This is a genomic window from Pyxidicoccus sp. M15 (genome assembly GCF_056858435.1).
Genome location: NZ_CM166495.1, coordinates 6,049,391 through 6,071,961 on the forward strand (window position 1 = coordinate 6,049,391; position 22,571 = coordinate 6,071,961).

The window sequence follows — 22,571 nt, forward strand, 5'->3', positions numbered from 1 at the left end:
GGGTTCTGAGGGTGGGTGTCGCATCCTGAACGCGCCACGCGCTACGCTCCGCCGCGTCGTGATTCCCTTCGGAGGTACCGTGAAGCGGCTTGCCCGTGCGTTGTCCCTGCTCACCGTCGCCATCGGGGCCGTGGCCTCGGCCCAGCCCGCCGAGGCGCCCCGCCGCGTGGCTGTGCGCGCCGCGCGGCTGCTCGACGTGAAGAGCGGGAAGTACGTGGCCCAGCCGGTCATCCTCATCGAGGGTGAGCGCATCGTGAAGGCCGGCCCCGGGCTGCAAATCCCCGAAGGCACCGAGGTGGTGGACCTGGGGGCGGCCACGGTGCTGCCAGGGCTCATCGACTGTCACACGCACCTGATGGCACGAGAGGCGGAGACGCCCAACAGCTACGAGCTGTCCCTGCTCACCAAGTCCCAGGCCACCCGGGCGCTGGAGGGTGCGGCCAATGCGCGGGCCACGCTGCGCGCCGGCTTCACCACCGTGCGCGACGTGGAGAACGAGGGCAGCGGCTTCGCCGACGTGGCCCTGCGCGACGCCATCCGCCAGGGGCTGGTGGAGGGGCCGCGCATGCTGGTGGCCACGAAGGGCATCGCGGCGGTGGGGGCGTACCACCCGTTCGGCACCTCGCCCGACGTGAAGGACCTGCCCACGGGCGCGCAGTTCGTCAGCGGGGTGGAGGAGGCGCGGCGCGCCGCGCGCGAGCAACTGGGGCAGGGCGCGGATCTGCTGAAAATCTACGCGGACTGGGCCACGCCCACGCTCACCGTGGAGGAGCTGCGCGTCATCATCGACGAGGCGCACAAGCAGAAGCGCAAGGTGGCCGTCCACGCGATGACGCCCGAGGGCATCCGCAACGCGCTCACGGCGGGCGCGGACTCCATCGAGCATGGCCACAACGCGGACCGCGCCGCCCTGGAGCTCATCCGTCAGAAGGGGGCCTTCCTGGTGCCCACCGTCGGCATCCTCGAGGCCCTGGTGGAGCGCGCCCCGGACGCGGCGACGCGCAGCCGCTTCGAGGCACGCCTGGCGTCGGCCCGGAAGACGGTGGCGCTCGCGCAGCAGCTCGGCGTGAAGCTCGCCAGCGGCTTCGACGCGTCCACCGCCTGGCAGCAGGGGCGCAATGCCATGGAGCCGGTGGCCCTCAACCGGGCAGGCCTGCCACCGCTGGAGGCGCTGCGTGCGTCCACCTCGCGGGCGGCGGAGCTGCTGGGCCTCCAGGCGCACGTGGGCTCGCTGGAGGCGGGGCGCTATGGAGACCTCATCGCCGTCACGGGAGAGCCGCTGGCGGACGTCACCGAGCTCCAGCGCGTGCGGTTCGTCATGAAGGGCGGGGTGGTGGTCCGCGATGAGCTGGTGAGGGCCGTGCCGGTGGCTCCCGTCGGACAGGGCCGGTAGCCACGAAGGGACGGCCTGGCGACGCGCTGACGGCGGGCGTCCCGGCGGGCTCCCGCCCCGGGGCTCGCGGCGGGAGGTGCCGACTTCGTTCCGCTGATGCCCGCGCGTGGCGTGGCCACCGTGACGTGGGTCGGGTGGTAGCAGCATGGCAGCCACCGCGAGCAAGGAGACGACCCCATGGCGCAGCACACCCAACCCCCTCGCGACGTATCCGCGGAGCCGGTGAAGGAGCGGGACGAATCCACGGAGCTTCAGCCCTTCCTGGACGAGCTGCAGAACAGCCAGGAGCTGCGGGTGAACAAGGTGGAGGCGCGCAAGGCGGCCGAGGCCGTGCTCTGCACCCTCGCACGCCGCCTGTCCGACGGCGAGGACGTGAAGCTGCTGCGCGCGCTGCCCGGAGGCATCGGCCGCATGCTCGGCGCCTGCTCCATCCACCGGGGCCCGTCCCACGCGAAGCGCATGGGCCGCGACGAGTTCCTCGGCGACGTGGCGGACCACCTGCGCATCCCCGTGGACCAGTCCTTCCGCGTCGTGACGGCCGTCTTCACCGCCATCCGGGACCGCATCCCCGAGGACGAGGTGGCCGCCGTGGCCTCGCAGCTCCCCGCGGACCTCGCGGACCTGTTCCGCCGCCCGGTGTAGACGCGGCGGGGGCTACCTGCGCTTCGGCTGCTTCTTCAGGAAGCGGCTCAGGCGCACCTTGCCCAGCCCCCGCCCGCCGAAGAGGTACCAGGTGAAGACGGCGCCGAACAGCGCCGCCGCGAAGGCGATGCCCACCACGCCCAGCACCGGCACGTTGCCGTACATCCACGGCTTGGGCGCGAAGGCGATGAACGCGCCCACGATGAAGCCGCACGCGCACAGGCCCAGGAAGGCAATCACCGCCGCGCTGCGGATGTTCTCGTTCAGCTTCTCGAACTGGTCCGCGCGCACCGTGACGGTGAACTTGCCGGACTCCATGTCCAACAGAATCTGCGACAGCTGCGTGGGCAGGTCCGCCGCCATGGACTGGAAGCGCAGGAGCGTCCGCATCAGCCCGCCCTGCAGCTGCGACGGGTCATACCGCCCCGCGAGCAATTCCTTCGCGTACGGCAGCGCCACCTCGATGATGTTCATCTCCGGGTAGAGGCTGCGCAGCATGCCCTCCGTGGAGACGGACGCGCGGCTGAGCAGCGCGTACTCCTTCGGAATCCGGATGCGGTACTTCACCGCGAGGTCGAGCAAATCCCGCAGCAGCGAGCGCGTGTCCACCTGCCCCAGCGTGGTGGCGAGGTGCTGGCCGAGAATCGCGTCGATGTCGTTGCGGAAGCCCACCAGGTTGGCGCGCGCGTCCGGCACGCCCACCCGGTACAGGATGCGCGCCACCGAGTCGCTGTCCTTCAGCGCCACCGACAGGCACAGCATCACCAGCGTCTCCTGCATGGGCCGCGTCAGCCGCCCCACCACGCCGAAGTCCAGCAGCGCCAGCCGGTTGCCCTCCAACAGGAGGATGTTTCCCGGGTGCGGGTCTCCGTGGAACAGGCCGTCCGTGAAGAGCTGGCGGAAGCTCGCCTCCAGGATGTTCTTCGCGATGACCTTCCGGTCCTCCTCGGGAAGCTGTGCCTGGTTGATCTTCACCCCGCGGATGAACTCCAGCGTCAGCACCGTGCGGCTGGACAGTCCGGAGTAGACGCGCGGAATCTTGAGGTACGCCCGCTCGCGGTGGGTCTCCAGGAAGGCGCGGACGTTGTCGGCCTCGTTGAGGAAGTCCAGCTCCTCGTGGATGGCCCGGTCGAACTCGTCGACGATGCCGGTGGGCGTGTAGACGCCCGTCTCCTCCACCACGGCCTCCAGGAGGCGCGCCAGGCTGCGCAGCACCCCCAGGTCCGAGTCGATGCTCGCGGCGATGCCCGGCCGCTGCACCTTCACCACCACCTCGTCGCCCTCCAGCGTGACGGCCCGGTGCACCTGGGCGATGGACGCGGCCGCCAGCGGCGTCGGGTCTATCTGCGCGAACAGCTCCTGCACCTCCTTGCCCAGCGAGTCGCGAATCTGCGCGTGCACCTGCTCCAGGGGGATGGGGACCACGTGGTCCTGGAGGAGCGACAGCTCGTCGATGAACTCCGCGGGCAGCAGGTCCGCGCGGGTGGAGAGCACCTGGCCCAGCTTGATGAAGGTGGGGCCCAGGTCGCTCAGCAGCATGCGGAAGCGCCGGGCGGTGGACGCGCGCTGCGTCTCCGGGGAGACCTCCACCTTCTCCTTGCGCCCCAACATGCGCCACAGGCCGGCGCGCTCGGCCAGCTCGCCAAAGCCATGGCGCGCCGCGATGACGGAGATCTGCCGAACGCGGTTGAGGTCCTGGAAAATCACGTACGCCGCCCTTTGTCCCTACGTTACGCCGGGGCCACCGGCTTCGCCACGAACCGCAGGAGCACGTAGCCCACCACCGCGGCCAGGAGCGAGCCCACCAGGATGCCCAGCTTGGCCTCCCTCAGGAGCTCCGGCTCCTGGGCGAAGGCCAGCCCCGCCACGAAGAGCGCCACGGTGAAGCCGATGCCCGCCACCACCGCCACGCCGTACACCTGCCCCACGCCCGCGCCCCCGGGCATGGCGGACACCCGCGCCTTCACCGCCGCCCACGTGAAGGCGAAGATGCCCAGCTGCTTGCCGACGAAGAGGCCGACGATGATGCCCAGCGGCAGGGGCTTCAGCAGGTCCCCCCAGCCCATGCCCGCCAGGGAGATGCCCGAGTTGGCCAGCGCGAACAGCGGGACGATGCCGTAGGCCACGTACGGGTGCCACAGGTGCACGAAGCGGTTGAGGGGCGGCTCCAGGTCCTCCAGCCGCTCCTCGATGTAGAGAATCTGCGCGCCGCGCACCTGCTCGTCGCCCACCTCCCGGACGCACTGGGACGCGAAGCCGGCCAGCTCCTCCAGCACCTCCTTGCCGCTGCGGGTGGGGAGCGCGGGGATGAACAGCCCCAGCGCCACCCCCGACAGCGTGGCGTGGATGCCCGCGTGGTGCATGGCGTACCAGAGCGCCGCCCCCGCCAGCAGGTACACCATGCCGCTGCGCACGTAGAAGCGGTTGAGCACGAGCAGCACGGCCAGCACGCCCGCGCTCACGAGCAGCCACTCCACGTGCAGCCCGGTGCCATAGAAGAGGGCGATGACGAGGATGCCGCCGATGTCGTCGAAGATGGCCAGCGCGGTGAGGAACACCACCAGCCCGTGGCCCACCCGGGCCTTCACCAGCGTGAGGCAGCCGATGGCGAAGGCGATGTCCGTGGCCATGGGAATGGCCCAGCCGGCCATGGCCGGGGTGCCGTGGTTGAAGGCGACATAGAGGGCCGCGGGCACCACCATGCCGCCCAGCGCGGCGATGAGCGGCAGCAGCGCGCGGGAGAAGGTGCGCAGCTCGCCGGAGGTCAGCTCGCGCTTGATCTCCATGCCCACCACGAAGAAGAACAGCGTCATCAGCCCGTCGTTGACGAACTCACGGAAGCTGAAGCCCGCCCGCATACCGTCCAGGCCCAGCTCCAGGTGGGCGTCGAACAGGGCGCTGTAGGTGCCGGCCCAGGGGGAGTTGGCCCACACCATGGCGGCCACGGCGCACAGGGCCAGGAGGATGCCGCTGCTGGCCTCCAGCCGGAAGAAGGCCTGGAGGGGGAACAGGGCGGCGCGGAAGAGGGCCGGGACGGGGGGCGGTGGCGAGGCGCGCGGTGGAGGTGTCGTCGGAGGCGTTTCCATGGCGTGGGCACCATGCACGCCCGGGCGGACGGGCGCACCCGTTTTCGGCCGGAGGGCCCCGGCGAATGTCGGCGGCGGATGATAAAGGAACGCGGCAGGTAGGGTGGCGGGTTGATTGATCCGCAGGTCGGGTCATGAGAGAAGGGAAGGGATGGCCGTGACGCAGCAGGCGAAGGCAGTGAAGGCAGCGGTGGACCTCCCCGGGGACGTGACTCCAGACGTCGGCCAGGGGGCGGGCGAGGGAGCGGGCGCGCGGGAGATCGCCTCCCTGACACCGATGATGCGGCAGTACCTGGAGCTGAAGGCCCTCCACCCGGACTCGGTGCTGTTCTTCCGGCTGGGGGACTTCTACGAGATGTTCTTCGAGGACGCGGTGCGCGCCTCGGAGCTCCTGCAGATCACCCTCACCGCCAGGGCCAAGGGCGCGGACAAGGTGCCCATGTGCGGGGTGCCGTACCACTCGGCGCGCCGCTACATCGCCCGGCTCATCAACGAAGGCCTGAAGGTCGCCATCTGCGAGCAGGTGGAGGAGGCCGGCAGCGGCCCTGGCCTCGTCCGGCGGGACGTCACCCGGGTGATTACGCCCGGCATGGTGCTGGACGACGAGGTGCTGGAGCCCCAGGCCAGCAACTTCCTGGCGGCCGTGTGCTGGGGCGAGCGGGGCTGGGGCGCGGCGCTGCTGGAGGCGTCCACCGGCGAGTTCATGGCGCTGGAGGCGGCCACGTCCGCGGAGCTGGCGGAGGCGCTGTCGCGCGTGGAGCCCCGGGAGCTGCTGGTGCCCGCGGGGCAGCGCAGCTCGCCGGAGGTGGCCCAGCTGTGCGGCCGGCTGTCGCGCACGCCGGCGGTGGCGGAGGGGGAGCCCGCGGGCTTCGAGCCGACGCGGGCCGCGGGCTACCTGCGGAGCCACTTCTCCGTGCAGTCGCTGTCCGCCTTCGGGCTGGACGACTCGCCCCTGGCCACCGGGGCGGCGGGCGCGGCGCTGCGCTACCTCAAGGACACGCAGAAGACGGCCGCGGCGCACGTGGACCGGCTGAGTCGCCAGGAGCGCGCCGGCAATCTCCTGATGGACGAGTCCTCCCGGGCCAACCTGGAGGTGCTGCGCTCCCTGCGGGACGGCGGGCGCAAGGGCTCGCTGCTGGGCGTGCTGGACAGGACGGTGACGAGCCTGGGCGCGCGCAAGCTGGCGCGGTGGCTGGCGTCGCCGCTGGGCTCGCTGCCGGAGATCCACGCGCGGCTGGACTCCGTGGAGGAGCTGTCCGGGCGCAGCGTGTGGCGCGAGGAGCTGGCCACCATCCTCAAGGAGGTGGGCGACCTGGAGCGGCTGTGCGGCCGGCTGTCGCTGGGGGCGGGCAACGCCCGTGATTTGCGCGCGCTGGGCGTGTCGCTGGCGGGGCTGCCCCGGCTGGGGACGGCGCTGGCGCGGTGCCAGTCCGCGCTGCTCCAGTCGCTGTCCGGGCCGTTGACGGCGCTGCCGGAGCTGGCGGAGCTCCTGGGGCGCGCGGTGGCGGACGAGCCGCCGGTGACGCTGAAGGAAGGCGGGATGATTCGCGCCGGCTTTCACGCGGAGCTGGACCGGCTGGTGGCGCTCTCCACGTCCGGCAAGGACGTGCTCCTGCAGGTGGAGCAGCGGGAGAAGGAGCGCACGGGCATCTCCTCGCTGAAGGTCCGCTACAACAAGGTCTTCGGGTACTACCTGGAGGTGACGAAGTCGAACCTGCACCTCGTGCCCTCGGACTACATCCGCAAGCAGACGACGGTGGGGGCGGAGCGCTTCGTCACCCCGGAGCTGAAGGAGTACGAAGAGCAGGTGCTCACCGCGGAGGAGAAGCGGTGCGTGCTGGAGCTGCAGCTCTTCGAGGAGCTGCGGGCGAAAGTCGTGGCGGAGGCGCCGCGCATCCGCTCGGCGGCGGAGGCGGTGGCGGCGTGTGACGCGCTCCTGTCCTTCGCGCGCTGCGCGGCGGAGTACGGCTACACGCGGCCGGAGGTGGACGCATCGGAGGTGCTGCAGATTACCGCCGGCCGGCACCCGGTGGTGGAGCGCATGCTGGGGGCGGGCGAGTCCTTCGTCCCCAACGACGTGCGGATGGACCCGGAGGACGCGCAGCTGCTCGTCATCACCGGCCCCAACATGGCGGGCAAGAGCACGGTGATGCGGCAGGTGGCGCTGACGGCGCTGATGGCGCAGGCGGGCTCGTTCGTCCCGGCGAAGGCGGCGCGCATCGGCCTGTGCGACAGGATCTTCACGCGCGTGGGCGCGGCGGACAACCTGGCGCGCGGGCAGTCCACCTTCATGGTGGAGATGACGGAGACGAGCCACATCCTCCACCACGCCACGCGCAAGAGCCTCATCATCCTGGACGAGATTGGCCGCGGCACGTCCACCTTCGACGGGCTCTCCATCGCCTGGGCGGTGGCGGAGCACCTGCACGACACGGTGGGCGCGCGGGCGCTGTTCGCCACGCACTACCACGAGCTGGTGGACCTGGCCCGCGAGCGTCCCCGGGTGAAGAACCTGTGCATCGCCGTGAAGGAGCAGGGCGGCAAGGTCATCTTCCTGCGCAAGCTGGTGCCGGGCGGGGCCAGTCGCTCGTACGGCATCGAAGTGGCGAAGCTGGCCGGCCTCCCTCCGGAGGTGGTGTCCCGGGCGCGGGAGCTCCTGCAGAACCTGGAGTCGGGCGAGCTGGACGACGCGGGCCGGCCCCGCGTGGCGGTGCGGCAGTCGGGAAAGAAGGGCAGCTCGGCGGGGCAGCTCGGGCTGTTCGTGGCGGAGCCGGCGCCCGTGCTCCAGCCGTCGGCCCCGGCGCTCCCGCCCGCGCACCAGAAGGCGCTGGACACGCTGAAGGCCATCTCCGTCGACCGGATGACGCCGCTGGACGCGCTGAACCTCCTGGCGCGGCTGCAGCGGGAGCTGGAGTAGCCGGAGCCCGGCTCCCGGCTGTCGGTTGGATTACAGAGCGTCTACCGCCACTCCCCAGGCGCCCTCTTCATGCGAAAGAAGAGGGCCATGAGGCTGGTTTTCATCTGTGTGGGAGTCCTGGCCACGGGCTGCGCCGCCCGCGGCGCGTCCGAGCAGCAGCCCGTTGCCGCCCTGGCTTCGTCGGATGGGCGAGCGCCCATCGTCTTCGAGGGGATGTGTGATGCCTCGGGCGCGGTGGCGCTCGGGGGGGACAAGTTCGTGGTGGGAGACGACGAGGACAACATCCTCCGCGTCTACGACGCCCGGCGCGGCGGCGCCGCGGTGCAGAGCGTGGACCTGTCCCCGGACCTGGAGCTGCCCGCGAAGAAGAAGCCCCCGGAGGCGGACATCGAGGCGGCGACGGGGCTGGGCTCGCTGTCCTTCTGGCTCACGTCGCATGGCCGGAACAGCTCCGGCAAGAAGCAGGAAAGCCGCCTGCGCTTCTTCGCCACGGAGGAGACGGACGCGGGGCCGAAGGTGGTGGGGCATCCCTACGCGCACCTGCTGGATGACCTGCTCGCGGACCCGCGCATGGCCCCCTTCGCGCTCACTCAGGCCGAGGGGCTGCCGCCGAAGTCGCCGGGCGGGCTGAACATCGAGGGCCTGACGGCGATGGCGGATGGCACCTCGCTCCTCATCGGCTTTCGCAGCCCCGTGCCTCAGGGCCGGGCGCTGGTGGTACCGCTCCTGAATCCCACGGAGGTGGTGCGCGAGGGGGCGCGGGCCCGCCTGGGCGAGCCGCGGCTCCTGGACCTGGGCGGCCTGGGCATCCGCTCGCTGTCGTGGTGGCGCGGGCGCTACCTCATCATCAGCGGGGGCACCGCGAGCGAGGCCACCTCCCGCCTGTTCACCTGGCGCGGCGGGGACGATGCGCCCGTGCCGGTGTCGGAGGTGGACCTCACCGGGCTGAACCCCGAGGCCTTCTTCACGCCGGAAACGGCGGAGGAAGTCCTGCTCCTGAGCGACGACGGCACGGTTCCGCTCGACGGCGTGGAGTGCAAGCGACTGAAGGACCCGTCGCGCAAGCGCTTCCGCGGCGTCTGGGTGCGGCTGCCGCCCGAGCCGAAGTGACACGCCTCCCGCTTCGCCATCCCTGACAATACTCAAGCGCGGACTTGACTATTGGGCGTGCGCCCTTTAACTAAAGTCCATGCTTAACCATCGCGAGTCCATCGACCGGGTGTTCCACGCCCTGGGCGACCCGACCCGGAGGGGCCTCCTGGAGCGGCTGAGCCGGGGCCCGGCCTCGGTCAGCGAGCTGGCGCGGCCGCTCGGCGTGACGCTGGCGGCGGTCGTCCAGCACCTCCAGGTGCTCGAGGAGAGCGGCGTCATCCGGACGGAGAAGGTGGGCCGCGTGCGGACGTGCCGGCTGGAGCCGGAGGGACTGCGCGCGGCGGAGCGGTGGCTGGAGGAGCGGCGCACGCTGTGGGAGCGCCGGCTGGACCGCCTTGGAGACCTGCTCGCGGAGCAGGAAGAGCCCGAACCCGACACGAAGAGGAAGGACGAACCATGACCCGGCAAGCCGTCACTCACAGCACCTTCAGCATCGAGCGCGTCTACAAGAATGCCTCCCCGCAGCGCGTCTTCGCCGCCTTCTCCACGCCCGCCACGAAGCGCCGGTGGTTCGCCGAGGGCGGCGGCTGGGAGGTCCTGTCCTTCGACATGGACTTCCGCGTCGGAGGCCTCGAGAAGAGCCGCTTCCGCCTCAAGGACGGGCCGGAGATCCGCAACGACAGCGTCATCCAGGACATCGTCCCCAACGAGCGCATCGTCATCGCGTACACGATGGCGATGGGCGACAATCGCTTCTCCGCCTCGCTCGCCACGATGGAGTTCATGCCAGCAGAGGGTGGCACGAAGCTCATCTTCACCGAGCAGGGCGCCTACTTCGGTGGCGACGGGCCGAAGGGGCGCGATGAGGGCTGGCGGCAGTTGCTGGAGTCGCTCGCGGAGGAGCTGCGCAAGTCCGCGTAGGCCGGCACACCCATGCCTCGTGAGGCGCGCCCCGGCTCACGCGCCGGACGGCTCCCACGGACCGGCACGCAGGTGGGGTAGGCTGTCCGTCGCATGCAGCTGGCCATTCCCCATGCGCCCCGGAAGGTGCGACTGACGCAGGTGCCCGGCGCGGTGACGCGCCTCGTGCGAGGCGTGGTGCTGGGCCTCGCCTTCATCGCGCTCCTCGGCACCGGGGCGACGTGGGCCGGGCGCTTCTTCGTGGAGGAGCAGGGCTTCGCCGCGCGCGCCGAGGAAATCGACGGGCTGGTCATGGCCACGCGCCTGCCGCCTCCGGAGGCGCGTGACGGAGCGGAAGGCGCGCTCGAGGTGCTCTACACCTTCCAGGACCGGGAGCACTCCGTCTCCGGAGTCCGCACCTATGCCGAGTACGCGGAAGGGCTGGGTCGGGGCGCGAAGGTGAAGCTGCTGGTGGACCCGGCCGTGCCGGACCGTCCGCGCGAGGCGGGCTTCGCGCGGGCCCGGGCCACGCGGGTGGGGCTCTTGCCCTGGGGCCTGGGCCTGGGCGCGCTGGTGGCGGTGGGCCTCTTCGCGTGGGAGGTGCGGCGGCTGTGGCGCGCGGAGGTGGAGCCGCTGCGGCTGGGCGCGCTGGTGTGGCTGACGCCGGACGGGCCGCTCCCGGAGACGCGGGGCGAGGTGTCCTTCCCCGCGCACTACTTCCGGCAGGACGTGAAGCACGCGGTGCGCGCGCGGGTGCGGCCCGGGCGGGCGCCGGTGCGCAACGCGGAGAAGGTGCTGGCGGCGGTGGTGCCCCGTCAGCCCGGCTGGGCGCGCGTCATCGACCAGGACCTGGCGAAGGAGCTGGGCTGGGTGCGCTGACGGGAATGGTAGGGGCCGAAAATTTGCCGGTGACATGGGGCCGTGTGACACACGCCTGTAGCTCCTTGTCCGCCGGAGGAATCCATGCGCCTCGCTCTCGTGCTGCCCGTGCTGCTGTTGCTCGTCCCGGGCGCGGTGGGAGCGGCGAAGCGCAATGAGGCCGAGGAGGCCTACCAGGGCGCCCGGCGTTCCTACTACGCGCTGAAGGACGACGCGTCCCGGCGCAAGCTGCGCCACCACTGGCTCAACGTGGTGCGCAAGTTCGAGGCGGTCGCCACGCGCCACCCGAAGTCGGACCGCGCCCCGGACGCCCTCTTCACCGCAGCCGAGCTGCTCCAGGAATTGAGCCGCGTCTCCTTCGTCGAGGACGACCTCAAGGCGGCCATCTCCCACTACAAGCAGGTCAGCGAGAACTACCCGAAGCACCGGCTCGCGGATGACTCGGCGCTGGCGCTGTCGCGCATCTACGTGAATCGGCTGGACCAGCCGGATGTGGCCCGGCGCGTCCTGACGGAGACGCTCGCCAGGAATGGCAAGGGAGACCAGGCGAAGGACATGAAGGCGCTGCTGGCCACGCTGCCCGCGCCCGCGAAGTCTGCCCCGGCGAGCCGGCCCGCGCCCGCGAAGCCCGCGTCCCCCGCCGCCGAGGAGCGCGCCTCCGCGGTGGCCCAGGTGTCCCCGCCGGCCGCGCGCCAGGGCTCCGCGCTGGTGGGCGCCATCGAGAAGCTCGCGCGGGAGCCGTCGCCGATGATTCCCCGGCTGGACCCCAGCGCGCCCCCGGCCCCCCATGAAGACGAGGAGAAGGGGCTGGACGGAGCGGTGGCGGCGGCGCTCGCGGCGAAGGAGGCCCGGGCCGCGACGGCCGTGCCGAAGAAGCCCTCGGACGAGCTGGAGTCGCAGTCCGCCGCCGCGGAGCCGGTGGCCGTGGCCGCCGCGCCGAAGAAGCCGGCCGCCGAGCCGGCCCCCGTCGTCGCGGCGGCGGAGAAGCCCGAGGCGAAGGGGAACGCGAAGGACTCCGAGGCGCCGTACACCATCGTCGTCGCGCCGCCCGAGCCGCCGAAGCCCATCACCCGTCCGGTGGACGAGAAGGTGGCGCAGGCCCGGCTGAAGGCGGTGTCCAAGCAGTCTCGCGGCGCGGAGCTGACGCTGGCGGAGCAGCTCGGGCTCAAGGTGCGGCGCGTGGTCATCGACCCGGGACACGGCGGGCACGACACGGGCGCCATCGGCAAGGAGGGGACGCGCGAGAAGGACGTGGCGCTGTCCATCTCGAAGAAGCTGGCGGAGGAGCTGCGCGAGAAGGGCCTGGAGGTGGTGCTGACGCGGGACGATGACCGCTTCATCCGCCTGGAGGACCGGGCGAAGTTCGCCAACGCGGAGCACGGCGACTTGTTCATCTCGGTCCACTGCAACGCGGCGGCGAGCCGCAAGCTGCGCGGCGTGGAGACGTACACGCTGAACACGTCGGCGGACCGCTACTCCATCCGGCTGGCGGCGCGGGAGAACCAGTCGTCGGAGAAGGGCATCAGTGACTTGCAGTTCATCCTCGCGGACCTGGCGACGAAGGCGAACACCGAGGAGTCGTCGCGGCTGGCGAACCAGGTGCAGCGCAACCTGGTGTCGGGCCTGTCGCGCAAGTACACGGGCATCAAGGACCTGGGGCACAAGGAGGCGCTGTTCTACGTGCTGCTGGGCGTGAAGATGCCGGCCATCCTGGTGGAGACGTCCTTCCTGTCGAACCCGGAGGACGAGGAGCGCCTGGCCTCGGGCGCGTTCCAGACCGAGGTGGCGAAGGCGATTTCGCAGGGCGTGGAGGCCTTCCTCGACGACCGCGGCCGCGTGGCGAAGGTGGACTGAGGGCGGGCGGCTGGCACGATTCGCGCTAGGCAGCGCATCGTGAACCTTCGACTCTTCCGCGCCGTGGTGCCCGAGGGCATGTACCAGTGGCTGGCCCACCAGAAGCGCCGAGCCTCCAGGGGCTGGGTGCGCTGGGGGAGCCTGAGCCGCGAGACGCCCATCAGCGCGTCCTGGGGCCATGACCGTGGCCAGCCCATAGACCGCTACTACATCGAGCGCTTTCTCGCGAAGCACGCGGCGGACGTCAAAGGCCGTGCCCTGGAAGTCGGCGACGCTCGCTACACCAAGCAGTTCGGCGCCGGCCGCGTCACCCGCTCCGACATCCTTCACGCGCTGCCCGGCAACCCGGACGCCACCTTCGTCGGTGACATCACCCAGGCCGCCGACCTCCCCGGGGATGCGTTCGCCTGCGTCATCTTCACCCAGGTGCTGCAGTACGTCTTCGACGTCCGGGCCGCCGTGCGGCAGTTGCACCGCATCCTCGAGCCTGGAGGCGTGGCGCTGCTCACCGTGCCGGGCATCATCAAGGTGGACTGGGGCGCGATGGACCAATGGCCGGACTGCTGGCGGTTCACCTCCCGCTCCGTCCACCGGCTCTTCGAGGAGTCCTTCGGCACCGGGAACGTGCAGGTGGAGTCCTTCGGGAACATCCGCGCCGCGATTGCGACGCTGCACGGCCTGGCGCGGGAGGAGCTGCGAACCGCCGACCTGGACCTGCATGATCCGCACTACGAGGTGACCATCGGCGTGCGCGCCGTGAAGTCGCGGAGCTGAGCCTCCCTCGGCGGGCGCGGCGTGAAGCGGCATACGGGCTGCATTGCCAGGGGCCATGGCGCACGAGGCCTCGCCCCTGAAGAGGATTGCCGACCTGCTCTCGTCGTGCGCCCGGCATGCCGCGCAGGTCGTGACGGGGCTGGCGACGGTGGCCCTGGTGGTCCGCGTGCTCGGCACGGAGAGCCTGGGCGCCTGGGGCGTCCTGGGAACGACGGGCTTCCTCATCGGGTTGTCGGACCTCGGCCTCAGCATCGCCGTCCAGCGCGCGGCGGCCCGGCCGGATGACGGCGCCACGCGCCAGGTCATCCGCCTCACGGTGCTGGTGGTGATGCTCGTCTGTCCCTGCCTGTGCGCCTGTGCCTACGCGTTCTTCCTCCACCTCCCGTCCGCGTCCGAGGCCCTGCGCGCGGACGTGGCTCGCGCCGCGTTTCCCGTCCTCGCCGCGGGGCTGGCGGGCTCGCTGGCGGCCCCATTGCGCTCGTTCCTGCTGATGCGGGGGGCCTTCACCCCGCTGGCCTGGGCGCGCGCCGCAGCGGCCCTGCTCCAGGTGGGGCTGACCGCGGCGGTGCTGTCCACCACGCGCTCGTTGCTCGGTCCGGCGCTGGGGCTGCTCGCTGGAGCCGCGCTGGAGCTCCTGCTCCTCGCGGTTGCCGCCAGGCGTATCGACCCACGGCTCGACCTGCGCCCCGGCTGGCCGGCGGACGCGGCCCGGGTGCGCGACGCGTTCCGGCAGGGGGCCGCGGCCCTGGCCCTGAACGTGGGGGTCGCCGCGGCCACCCGCGCGGACGTCCTCATCCTGACCCACTCCGCCTCCCTGAGCACGGTGGGCGCGTATCAGGTGGCGTCCCGGGCCGTGGATCAGATCTATTCGTTCGCGAAACAGACGAGCGGATGGCTCCTCCATCGCCTCGGACACCCCGAGCATCGCCCCGGCGCGCTGCGCCTGGGCACGGCCCTGCTGGGCGCGCTGGTGTCGAGCGGGGTGATTGCGCTGGCCCTGGATGGAACGGCCCTGCTGGAGGCGTGGGTGGGGCCACTCGCGCACTCGCCTGTCATGGTGCTGGCGGTGGGCCTCCTGGGGACGGCGGCCATCATCGCCGCGGCCGAGGAGGTCGCGTCCGCGACATTGAACGTGGGCGGAGCGACGCCGTGGGATTTGACGACGCCCGTGTTGCTCGGCCACGCGCTGAACGTCACCGTGTCCCTGGCCGGGGTGGGCTACTTCGGCGTCTGGGCCGTTGCCGGAGGCACGGTCTGCGGGAATGTGCTCATCGCCTGGCTCGTCTGGGGCAGGGTCCGCACGCTGGTGCAGTGGCGGCTCCGGGAGGTGCTCTGGACGCTGGCTCCCGTCGGTGTGGCGGGCCTCGTGTCGCTCGTCGTGGGCCGGGGCCTCGCGTCGCTCGCCTCCCGGGGCCCGCTGGCGAGCGCGCTCGTCTGCGCGCTCGTCACGCTGCTCGGGACGGGGATGGCGCTCCTCGTCTGGTGGCGCCGGCAGGTGCTCATCGCGGCGGTGGCAGCCGCTCCACGGAGCGGCTCCGCGTTGCCTGAGAGCGCACCGGCGTGTGCGCCCTCGCCCTGAGGCGGGCGGTGCCGCGCCAGGCGCTCACCGCCTTCTGCCAGAGGATGCGCAGCAGGAAGAGCGGGTTGCCGAGGAGGTAGCGGCCGGCCATGCGGCGGGGTTCCTGGAGAAGGCGGTAGGCCCACTCCAGGCCCAGCTCGCGCCAGGCGATGGGCGCACGCGGCATCCGCCCCGAGTAGAAGTCGAACAGCCCGCCCACGGTGAGGATGACGGCCTGCGAGGCCCCCGAGAGGTACTCGCGCGACCACAGCTCCTGCCGCGGGCTGCCCATGCCCACCAGCACCAGGCAGCGCCCCAGCCGCGAGATGGACTCCGCCAGCGTCAGGGAACCTGCCTCGGAGAGGTAGCCATGCGAGACGATGGGCAACTGGAGGCCCGGGTGGGCCTCGCGCAGCTTCTCCGCGCAGGCCTCCGCCACCCCGGGGGCCGCGCCCACCAGCACCAGGGGCCACCCGCGCGCCAGCGCCTCCCTGCACAGCCGCGGCAGGAGGTCCGTGCCGTTGAGGTTGTGGCGCATGGCCACCCCGAGCAGTGCCGCGCCCACCCGGATGCCGATGCCGTCCGGAAGGACGACGTCCGCCTCGGCCAGCATCCGCGCGAGCGTTTCGTCGCAGGCCGCCAGGTTCAGCGCGTGCGGGTGCACGATGGACACCCGCTTCGCCCGGCCCTGCGCCCCCTGCGTGAAGAGCTGCTCCACCGCCTGCTCGACGGTGAGGTTGTCCACGCGCGCGGAGACGATCCACGGGCGCACCTCGGGCTCGGCGCTCTCGGGCGGCGCCAGGGCGCGGGCCACCGACGTGCGCAGCATCACCCCGAAGTCCGTGGCGGGGGTGCGGCCCGCGAGGTAGCGCGCCTCCTCGGCGGCGAGGTCGCCGTAGGGCAGGCCGAGCAGCCAGCGCGCCTCCACCGGCGAGAGGTAGCCGCGCGGCAGCACCTCGTTGAAGCGGGCGCCCACCAGCGGGGCGCGCCCGCGCAGCACGTCACGCAGCGGCGCACGGGGCAGGGGGGCCTTCATCGCGCACCCGCCACGGAGCGGCACAGGGCCAGCAGGTCGTCACCCGTGCGGTCCCAGCTGCGCTGCCGGGCGTGCCCGGGCCCCTCGCGGCGCACGCGCACGGCCAGCGGCCCGTCCCGCACCACCCGCGTCAGCGCCGCCGCCATGTCCTGCTCGTCGAGCGGATCGCACAGCACGCCCAGCTCGCCCACCACCTCGGGCAGCGCGCCCGCCCGGGCCGCCAGCACGGGCCTGCCCGCCGCGATGGCTTCCAGCGCCGGCAGGCCGAAGCCCTCGCACAGCCCCACCGCGATGAGGGCCTCCGCTCCCGCCACCAGGCCCGGGATGAGGCCATCCTCCACGTAGCCCAGCAGCCTCACGCGCTCCTGGAGCCCCAGCCGCCCGACCTCCTCGCGGATGCGCCCCTCGGCGCCCCAGTCCGCGCCGGCCAGCACCAGCTGATGGCCCTGCCGCACCGGTGACGCGGCGAACGCTCGCAGCAGCCGCAGGTGGTTCTTCCCGGGGTGCTCCAGGCGCGCCAGGTACAGCAGGTACGGCGCCGTCAGGCCCAGGCGCTCGCGGGCCTCGGCGGAGCGGGCCCCACCCACGGGCGCGAAACGGTCCGCGTCCACGCCGTTGGGGATGACGTGGATCCGCTCTGGCGCGCAGGAGAGGAAGCTCGCCATGTCGCCGCGGGTGGCGTGACTGACGGCGGCCAGGGCCTCGAAGGACCTCAGCGCCTTCGGCAGCAGCCAGCGCACGTACGCGGTACGGAGCCGGTCGTACTTGCCCGGCACGGAGAACTGGGCGAGGTCATGCACCACGCCCACCGTGGGCAGGCCCGGGCGCAGCGCCACCCGGCGGTTGGCGGCGGGCAGCAGCAGCACGTCCGCGCCCGCCGCGCGAGCGTGCGCGCCGCAGCGGGCGAGGTACCACGAAGCGCTCAGCGCCGGCCTGTCGACGGCGTCCGGCGCCGCGGCGCGCTCCACGCCCTCCAGCTCCGGGGCATAGGCGGCGAAGTCCCGGGCCGTGCCGAGCGCCACCAGCCGGCCCCCCGTCTGCGCCAGCCCGCGCGCCAGCCGCGGCAGCATCGCCCGCACATAGTTGCCGATGCCCGAGCGTCCCCAGTCCGTTCCCCCCAGCGCGACGGCCAGCCTCATGGCGCCGCCTCCCCGGGCCGCGACGCCCTCACCACGCGCGCCGGCATCCCCACCGCCACGCAGGCCGCCGGAATCGCTCCGCGCACCACGCTGGCCGCGCCCACCAGGCTCCCGTCGCCCACCGTCGAGCCGGCCAGCACCGTCGTCCCGTTGGCCAGCACCACCCCGCGGCCGATGCGCGTGCCCGCGCCGCGCTGGACGGTGACGCCGTGGAGGAGGGTGCACTCCGGGCCAATCTCCACCCCGTCACCGATGACGATGTTGAAGGGGTGCGGCAGCCTCAGCCCGGGGCCGATGTCATCCGTCCACACGTCGATGTGGAAGCCCAGGCGCAGCAACGTGGACAGGCCCAGCGACGTCCCCAGTCCCCGCCGGAGCGCCGCGCCCACCCGGAGCAGGCCCACCGCCCACAAGGACGGCTCCGCCAGCGCCGAGGCCCTGGGGTAGCGCGCACCTCGGTCCCTGACCGCGTCCACCACGCGAGCCCCGTCCGAGCGCAGCGAGCGCAGTGGCTCCAGGCCTGCGTGTACTGATTCCATGAGCGAGCGCATGGGCGGCGCTCATCTGCAAGGCGGGAACCACTGCCTTGCGCACCGCCGCCGTGTGCCGGCTGTCCATGAACGTACCGCCGTCTCGAATTGGGATGTCTCTGATTGAGACGGCCGGGGTGTCTCAACGCTGTACGGTGTCAGGATTTGGCGGACTGGCTGGAGATCGAGTCTTTGGCCGAGCGCACATGTGTCAGCCATCGCGGACGGCCCGACGTGCGGGAATGGTATGTGCAAACGGATGTGTTTGAGGACCCGCTTGCATCGGTGAGCGGCTTCCCGGCTCTTTCCCCAGACAGGGTGGAGGCAGCCCCGTCAAGCGCAGCCCCATGTCTCAGGAGACCCGAACCCGTGAATGTCGTGGACATCAACCGGCAGTCCCCCGTGGTGATTATCGACGGGGATGCCGTGGCCCGGCGCCGCCTGGGGGCCTGGGTCGAGGCTGCCGGCTACGCGGTACACGAGTACGCCACCGCGCGCGAGGCGCTGGAGGCGGACAGCGGTGAGTGGCTGACGGTGTGTCTGGAGCTGGGACTGGACGACATGTCAGGCCTGGACGTGCTCCGGCACCTGCGCGCGCGGGACACCTCGCTTCCCGTCATCGTCCTCACCCGGCACCTTCAGCTCGACACCGCGGTGGACGCCACCCGGCTGGGGGCCTTCGCCTTCCTCGACAAGGCCGTCGAGCCGGCCCGGCTCGAGCGGACGCTGCAGAACGCCGCGAAGGCCCGCCGGGTGAGCGGGCGGACGGCGCGAAGCGTGCGGGATGTCGGCCCGGAGCGCCTCATCGGGGCCCTCGTGGGGCGGAGTGCTCCAATGCGGGGGCTGGCGCGTCAGCTCGAGCGCATCCTCCAGGCCGAGGTGCCGGTGTGCATCTTCGGCGAGACGGGGACGGGCAAGGAGCTGGTGGCGCGCGCCATCCACGAGCAGGGCGCGCGCTCGCGAGGGCCCTTCGTGGCGGTCAACTGCGCGGCCTTCTCGGAGTTCCTGCTGGAGTCCGAGCTCTTCGGCCACGAGCGCGGCGCCTTCACCGGCGCGCTGGCGCTGCACCGCGGCTGCTTCGAGCAGGCCCAGGGGGGGACGCTCTTCCTGGACGAGGTGGGTGAGATGAGCCCCGCCACCCAGGTGCGCCTGCTGCGCATCCTGCAGGAGCGGACGCTGCGCCGGGTGGGCAGCACCGCGGAGGTGCGCGTGGATGTGCGCATCATCGCGGCCACCCACCGGGACCTGGTGGCCGAGGTGAAGGCGGGGCGCTTCCGGGAGGACCTGTACTACCGGCTGGCGGTGTACCCGGTGCAGGTGCCCGCCCTGCGGGAGCGGTCCACCGACATCCTGCCGCTCGTCGACCACTTCATGGAGAAGTTCGGCGGCGCGTCGCTCACCGTGACGGACGAGGCTCGCGAGGCGCTCATGTGCCACCGCTGGCCCGGCAACGTGCGCGAGCTGCAGAACGTCGTCCAGCGCGCCATCCTCTCCTGTGACGGCGCGCGCATCGAGCTGGCGGACCTTCCGCCGGAGCTGCGCGTCCTGGTGCTGCCGCCCGTCCCCGCCGCGCCGCCGCCCTTGAGGGCTGTCGCCAGCGACCCGCCCGCTCCCTCCGACGTGGTGGTGCCGCTGCGCGAGCTGGAGCGCCGGGAAATCCTCAAGGCCCTCACGGTGACGAACGGAAGTGTCACCAAGGCGGCCAGGCTGCTCGGGCTGGGCCGGGCCACGCTCTACCGCCGCGTGGCCGAGCTGCGCATCCAGGTGGAGCCGGGGCCTGGTGTGACACCGGAGCCAGTCTACAGCCGGCGTCCCTCCTGACGGGGCGTCAGTCACCGGGGAAGCCCCAGCAGGCGCAACGCCGCGCGTGAGAGGAGCCGCCGCCGCGCCAGCAGCAGGGGATTTCCCAGCGGGAGCACGGGGCCCGTGCCATCCAGCGAGGCCAGGCCGTCCGGGGTGGCGATGGCGTCGCGCACCTCCAGTCCCTCGCCCACCACCGTCTCCTCGTCCACCACCGCATTCACGATGATGGAGCCGCGCTCGATGATGGCCCGCGCTCCAATGATGGCGCCCGGGCCGATCCTCGCGCCGCCGCACACCAGCGCCTGGGGGCCGATGAGCACCGGCGGGTACACCTCCACGCCACGCTGGAGGAGGGCGCCGCGCGCCACCCAGACGCCCGGTGTGCGCTCGGCCGCGTGGATGAGGAGGCGTGACGTCCCCTCCGCCCCCGGCAGCCGCCCCAGCAGCGCCTTGCAGGCCAGCCGCAGGGCGGCGCCCGGCGTCTCCAGGTGGGTGCCCCAGCCGGCCAGGTCCTCCTGCTCCACGGGGCCCGTGGCCGCGGTGAACAGGCGCACCTCGGCCGGCGCGAAGGGCTCCACGGCCGGCGGCGGCGCCAGCCGGCCCACGCGCACGCCCCGGTCCGGCGCCCGGCGGAAGAAGGCCGCGAGGTCCGCGTTGCCCAGGACGGTGTCCGGCAGCGCGAGGAAGGGCGCTCGGGCGGGAAGGCCCGCCGAGTCCGCGATGACGCCCGGTGGGAACAGCGAGGCCGTGGGGACGAAGACCACGTGCCGGGCCAGCGTCTCCTGCCGGGAGACGAGGCTCCGCAGCTCCTCGCCGCGAGCGCTCGAACCGATGTCGATGGCCACCGTGTCGAAGCCCGCCCCGCGCAGCCACTGCAGCTGGCGGGTGACGAGCGGCGGCCCGGCCACGGACAGCAGTCCGGCGCCGGGAGTCGTGGCGCTGCGATGGATGACCGCGAACATGGTGGTGTCGCTCCCGTTCCTAGCGGAAGCAGGCTCCGCGGCCGTGTGGCGGGGTGTCCCGGCCCTGTCGGACGGAGGGCCGCTCGGGGATGGCGGAGGGGGACGTCGTCTTCATGTCGGCGCTGCTCCCTTCGCGGGGCGGGCCTCTCCGGGCCCGGACCAGAAGCCCGTCACGTCACCCACGCGGTCGGGATGGGTAGCAAGGTCGGTGCCGAGCCCCACCATCACGAAGCCGATGCGCACCTCGCTCCCGAGCAACCGGCGCAGTGCGAGCACCTCGAGCAGCGAGTGCGCGCCGGACCCGACGAGGACGAGCACCCGGGCGCTCTGGCGGGCCGCGCGACGCAGCGCCATGGGGCGCTCCACGTCTTCCCACGGCACCAGCGCCGCGTCTCGCCCGAGGACATCATCCCGGACCAGGACGTCCGCCGCCCCGAGCCGGGACGGCAGCTCCCTGGACCGCTCCCGCTGCGCCGTGGACAGGGGCAACAGCAGCGTCGTGCCGCGCGCCGCGTCCAGCGCGGCACGGAGCTCCAGGACGAGGTCGTCCAGGCCCTCGGCGGTGGCGGGCCAGGTGGTGGCGGCCACCACCGGGCCGCGTCCCCAGAAGGAGAGCTCGGCCGGCGTCCACAGCGTGAGGCCGCGCTGCGCGGAGGCGGCGAGGACCCCCGCGGCCAGCAGCGCGAAGAAGGACGGCAGGAGGAGGGCCACCGCGCGGCGGTGGGACTTCGAGGGGCGCAGCGGTGGGGTGGCGGGGGTGAGGACGCGCAGCTCCACCTCCGGCTGGCGCACCTCGCCCTCCACCACCTTCTGGCGCACCGCGAGGTCGCCCAGGCGCGTCTCGGTGAGGTGGACCTGCGCGAGCAGCGAGCTGGCCTGGCCCTCGAGGGCGGAGAGCCTGGCGATGCGCTCCCTCGCCGCGGCTTCCACCTCGGAATAGGCGCGCCACTTCTTCTGGGCCGCTTCACGCTGCGCGCTGACGTCCATGAGGCTGTTCTGCAGGAAGGTCCAGGCGGGGTTGGCACCCACGACGCGGTCGGAGACGGGGCTGCTCGCCGGCTCGGACTCCAGGGCCCGCACGGCGGCGGTGAGGCCCTGCACCTCGGGGTGGTCCTCGGAGAGGCGGGCCCTGCGGGCGGTGAGCTCCGTGCGCAGCTCGGCCAGCTTGCGCAGCTCGTAGTGGCTCTCGGTCTCCGACAGCACCACCCGGGCGGGCTGCTCGCGGACCGCGTGACTCAGCAGGCTGGCCCTGGCGTCCGAGGACTCCGCCTCGATGCGGAAGCGGTTCATCTCGGTGCGCAGCCGCGCCGCCTCCTCGATGGTGGCCTGCCGGTCGAGCGTGAGGTCCGCGATGCCGTGCTCCTGGCGGAAGACGTCGTAGCGCACGCGGGCCTCCTCCAACTGCGCCTGGACCCTGCCCACCTCCTCGCTGAGTGACTTCAGCTGCTCCTCGGCCCGGGCCCGCTCCGACGCGCGCAGGCTGTCGAGGAACACCTGGGTCATGGTGTCCGACAGCCGGACGGCTTCCTCGGGACTGGCCGCCGTGGCCGAAAGCGTGAGGACGTTGGAGTCACGGGCCACGGAGATGTCCACCTGCCGGGCCAGGGCGTCGAGCGTCACCGGCAGCTGCGTCCGCTGGCGCAGCTCCGCGAGGTTGTTGGGGAGCTTGAGCGTGTCCATCACCGTCTGGAGCTCCCGCTCGGGGTTCGCCACCGCGCGGATGCGCGCGGGCTCCCACACCAGGACGGTGCGGGCGGTGAACTCGCGGGGCACCACTGTCTTGGCCAGCAGCACGCCCAGCAGCAGGCCCACGACGAAGGCTCCGGCGATGACGCGCCAGCGGCGTCGCAGCACCCGGGCGATGCGCAGGAGGTCGACGGGAGCCCCGGAGCGCGCGGTCGCGAGCCTCGCGGTCGCCACCGGAGCTTCCTGATCCGCGTCCTCTTCCACTGAGAACATCCCGGGCGCCTCCGTCAGCTCGGGCCCATGGGCTCGAGCAGGGGAAG

At 72.5% G+C, this 22,571-nt stretch carries 18 protein-coding genes; 11 read left to right on the top strand and 7 right to left on the bottom strand.

Going from position 1 to position 22,571, the window contains the following annotated elements:
- The first annotated feature begins 79 nt into the window (after positions 1-79).
- Positions 80-1,393: an amidohydrolase family protein gene (locus ACX9TP_RS22710; protein WP_482981825.1), complete on the top strand. Its 1,314-nt coding sequence runs from the start codon at positions 80-82 to the stop codon at positions 1,391-1,393.
- Positions 1,394-1,570: 177 nt separating this feature from the next.
- Positions 1,571-2,035, top strand: coding sequence for a DUF2267 domain-containing protein (locus tag ACX9TP_RS22715; protein ID WP_482981826.1), 465 nt, complete (start codon positions 1,571-1,573; stop codon positions 2,033-2,035).
- A 12-nt stretch (positions 2,036-2,047) separates the two neighbouring features.
- On the opposite strand, the gene ACX9TP_RS22720 is transcribed toward ACX9TP_RS22715, so the two are convergent.
- Positions 2,048-3,742, bottom strand: a complete 1,695-nt coding sequence (locus ACX9TP_RS22720; RefSeq protein ID WP_482981827.1) for an ABC1 kinase family protein — start codon at positions 3,740-3,742, stop codon at positions 2,048-2,050.
- 23 nt (positions 3,743-3,765) lie between these two features.
- Entirely contained in the window at positions 3,766-5,121 is a 1,356-nt protein-coding gene (nhaA, locus tag ACX9TP_RS22725) for a Na+/H+ antiporter NhaA (protein WP_482981828.1), read from the bottom strand.
- Between the two features lie 151 nt (positions 5,122-5,272).
- On the opposite strand from nhaA, the gene mutS reads away from it, so the two are divergent.
- The 8 genes from mutS to ACX9TP_RS22765 all read left to right on the top strand — a co-directional run bounded on the left by mutS (position 5,273) and on the right by ACX9TP_RS22765 (position 15,116).
- Positions 5,273-8,038 carry a DNA mismatch repair protein MutS gene (gene mutS, locus ACX9TP_RS22730; RefSeq protein ID WP_482981829.1) on the top strand — a complete coding sequence of 922 codons (2,766 nt, stop codon included), beginning with the start codon at positions 5,273-5,275 and terminating at the stop codon, positions 8,036-8,038.
- Positions 8,039-8,125: 87 nt separating this feature from the next.
- Positions 8,126-9,148, top strand: coding sequence for a DUF3616 domain-containing protein (locus ACX9TP_RS22735; RefSeq protein ID WP_482981830.1), 1,023 nt, complete (start codon positions 8,126-8,128; stop codon positions 9,146-9,148).
- Between the two features lie 79 nt (positions 9,149-9,227).
- Positions 9,228-9,590 (top strand): ArsR/SmtB family transcription factor, encoded by a 363-nt coding sequence (locus ACX9TP_RS22740; protein WP_482981831.1) that lies wholly within the window; start codon positions 9,228-9,230, stop codon positions 9,588-9,590.
- Positions 9,587-10,051 (top strand): SRPBCC family protein, encoded by a 465-nt coding sequence (locus tag ACX9TP_RS22745; RefSeq protein ID WP_482981832.1) that lies wholly within the window; start codon positions 9,587-9,589, stop codon positions 10,049-10,051. The genes ACX9TP_RS22740 and ACX9TP_RS22745 overlap by 4 nt, the downstream gene beginning before the upstream one ends.
- Positions 10,052-10,144: 93 nt before the next feature.
- Positions 10,145-10,909 carry a DUF3592 domain-containing protein gene (locus ACX9TP_RS22750; protein ID WP_482981833.1) on the top strand — a complete coding sequence of 255 codons (765 nt, stop codon included), beginning with the start codon at positions 10,145-10,147 and terminating at the stop codon, positions 10,907-10,909.
- 84 nt (positions 10,910-10,993) lie between these two features.
- Positions 10,994-12,763: an N-acetylmuramoyl-L-alanine amidase gene (locus tag ACX9TP_RS22755; RefSeq protein ID WP_482981834.1), complete on the top strand. Its 1,770-nt coding sequence runs from the start codon at positions 10,994-10,996 to the stop codon at positions 12,761-12,763.
- Between the two features lie 39 nt (positions 12,764-12,802).
- Complete coding sequence (locus ACX9TP_RS22760) at positions 12,803-13,537, top strand: class I SAM-dependent methyltransferase (RefSeq protein ID WP_482981835.1); 735 nt, start codon at positions 12,803-12,805, stop codon at positions 13,535-13,537.
- A 55-nt stretch (positions 13,538-13,592) separates the two neighbouring features.
- Positions 13,593-15,116, top strand: coding sequence for a lipopolysaccharide biosynthesis protein (locus tag ACX9TP_RS22765; RefSeq protein ID WP_482981836.1), 1,524 nt, complete (start codon positions 13,593-13,595; stop codon positions 15,114-15,116).
- Here the strand turns inward: ACX9TP_RS22765 and ACX9TP_RS22770 are convergent.
- From ACX9TP_RS22770 to ACX9TP_RS22780, 3 genes are read right to left on the bottom strand one after another with little or no spacing between them, the layout of a single operon-like run.
- The gene (locus ACX9TP_RS22770) at positions 15,037-16,131 is read right to left on the bottom strand and encodes a WecB/TagA/CpsF family glycosyltransferase (RefSeq protein WP_482981837.1); all 1,095 of its coding nucleotides are present in this window, start codon (positions 16,129-16,131) and stop codon (positions 15,037-15,039) included. The two genes, ACX9TP_RS22765 and ACX9TP_RS22770, sit on opposite strands and share 80 nt — an antisense overlap.
- Positions 16,128-17,270 carry a glycosyltransferase family 4 protein gene (locus tag ACX9TP_RS22775; protein ID WP_482981838.1) on the bottom strand — a complete coding sequence of 381 codons (1,143 nt, stop codon included), beginning with the start codon at positions 17,268-17,270 and terminating at the stop codon, positions 16,128-16,130. Before ACX9TP_RS22775 ends, ACX9TP_RS22770 begins: the two co-directional genes overlap by 4 nt.
- A complete protein-coding gene (locus ACX9TP_RS22780) occupies positions 17,267-17,821 on the bottom strand; it encodes a serine O-acetyltransferase (RefSeq protein ID WP_482981839.1) in 555 nt (184 codons plus the stop codon). The genes ACX9TP_RS22775 and ACX9TP_RS22780 overlap by 4 nt, the downstream gene beginning before the upstream one ends.
- A 348-nt stretch (positions 17,822-18,169) precedes the next feature.
- Here ACX9TP_RS22780 and ACX9TP_RS22785 point away from each other — a divergent pair, with 348 nt between their 5' ends.
- Positions 18,170-19,621 carry a sigma-54-dependent transcriptional regulator gene (locus ACX9TP_RS22785; protein ID WP_482981840.1) on the top strand — a complete coding sequence of 484 codons (1,452 nt, stop codon included), beginning with the start codon at positions 18,170-18,172 and terminating at the stop codon, positions 19,619-19,621.
- An 11-nt stretch (positions 19,622-19,632) separates the two neighbouring features.
- Here ACX9TP_RS22785 and ACX9TP_RS22790 read toward each other — a convergent pair whose 3' ends face one another.
- Together ACX9TP_RS22790 and ACX9TP_RS22795 are read right to left on the bottom strand one after the other, a co-directional pair.
- Positions 19,633-20,565 carry a hypothetical protein gene (locus tag ACX9TP_RS22790; protein WP_482981841.1) on the bottom strand — a complete coding sequence of 311 codons (933 nt, stop codon included), beginning with the start codon at positions 20,563-20,565 and terminating at the stop codon, positions 19,633-19,635.
- Between the two features lie 111 nt (positions 20,566-20,676).
- Positions 20,677-22,524, bottom strand: coding sequence for a GumC family protein (locus ACX9TP_RS22795; protein WP_482981842.1), 1,848 nt, complete (start codon positions 22,522-22,524; stop codon positions 20,677-20,679).
- Positions 22,525-22,571 lie beyond the last annotated feature (47 nt).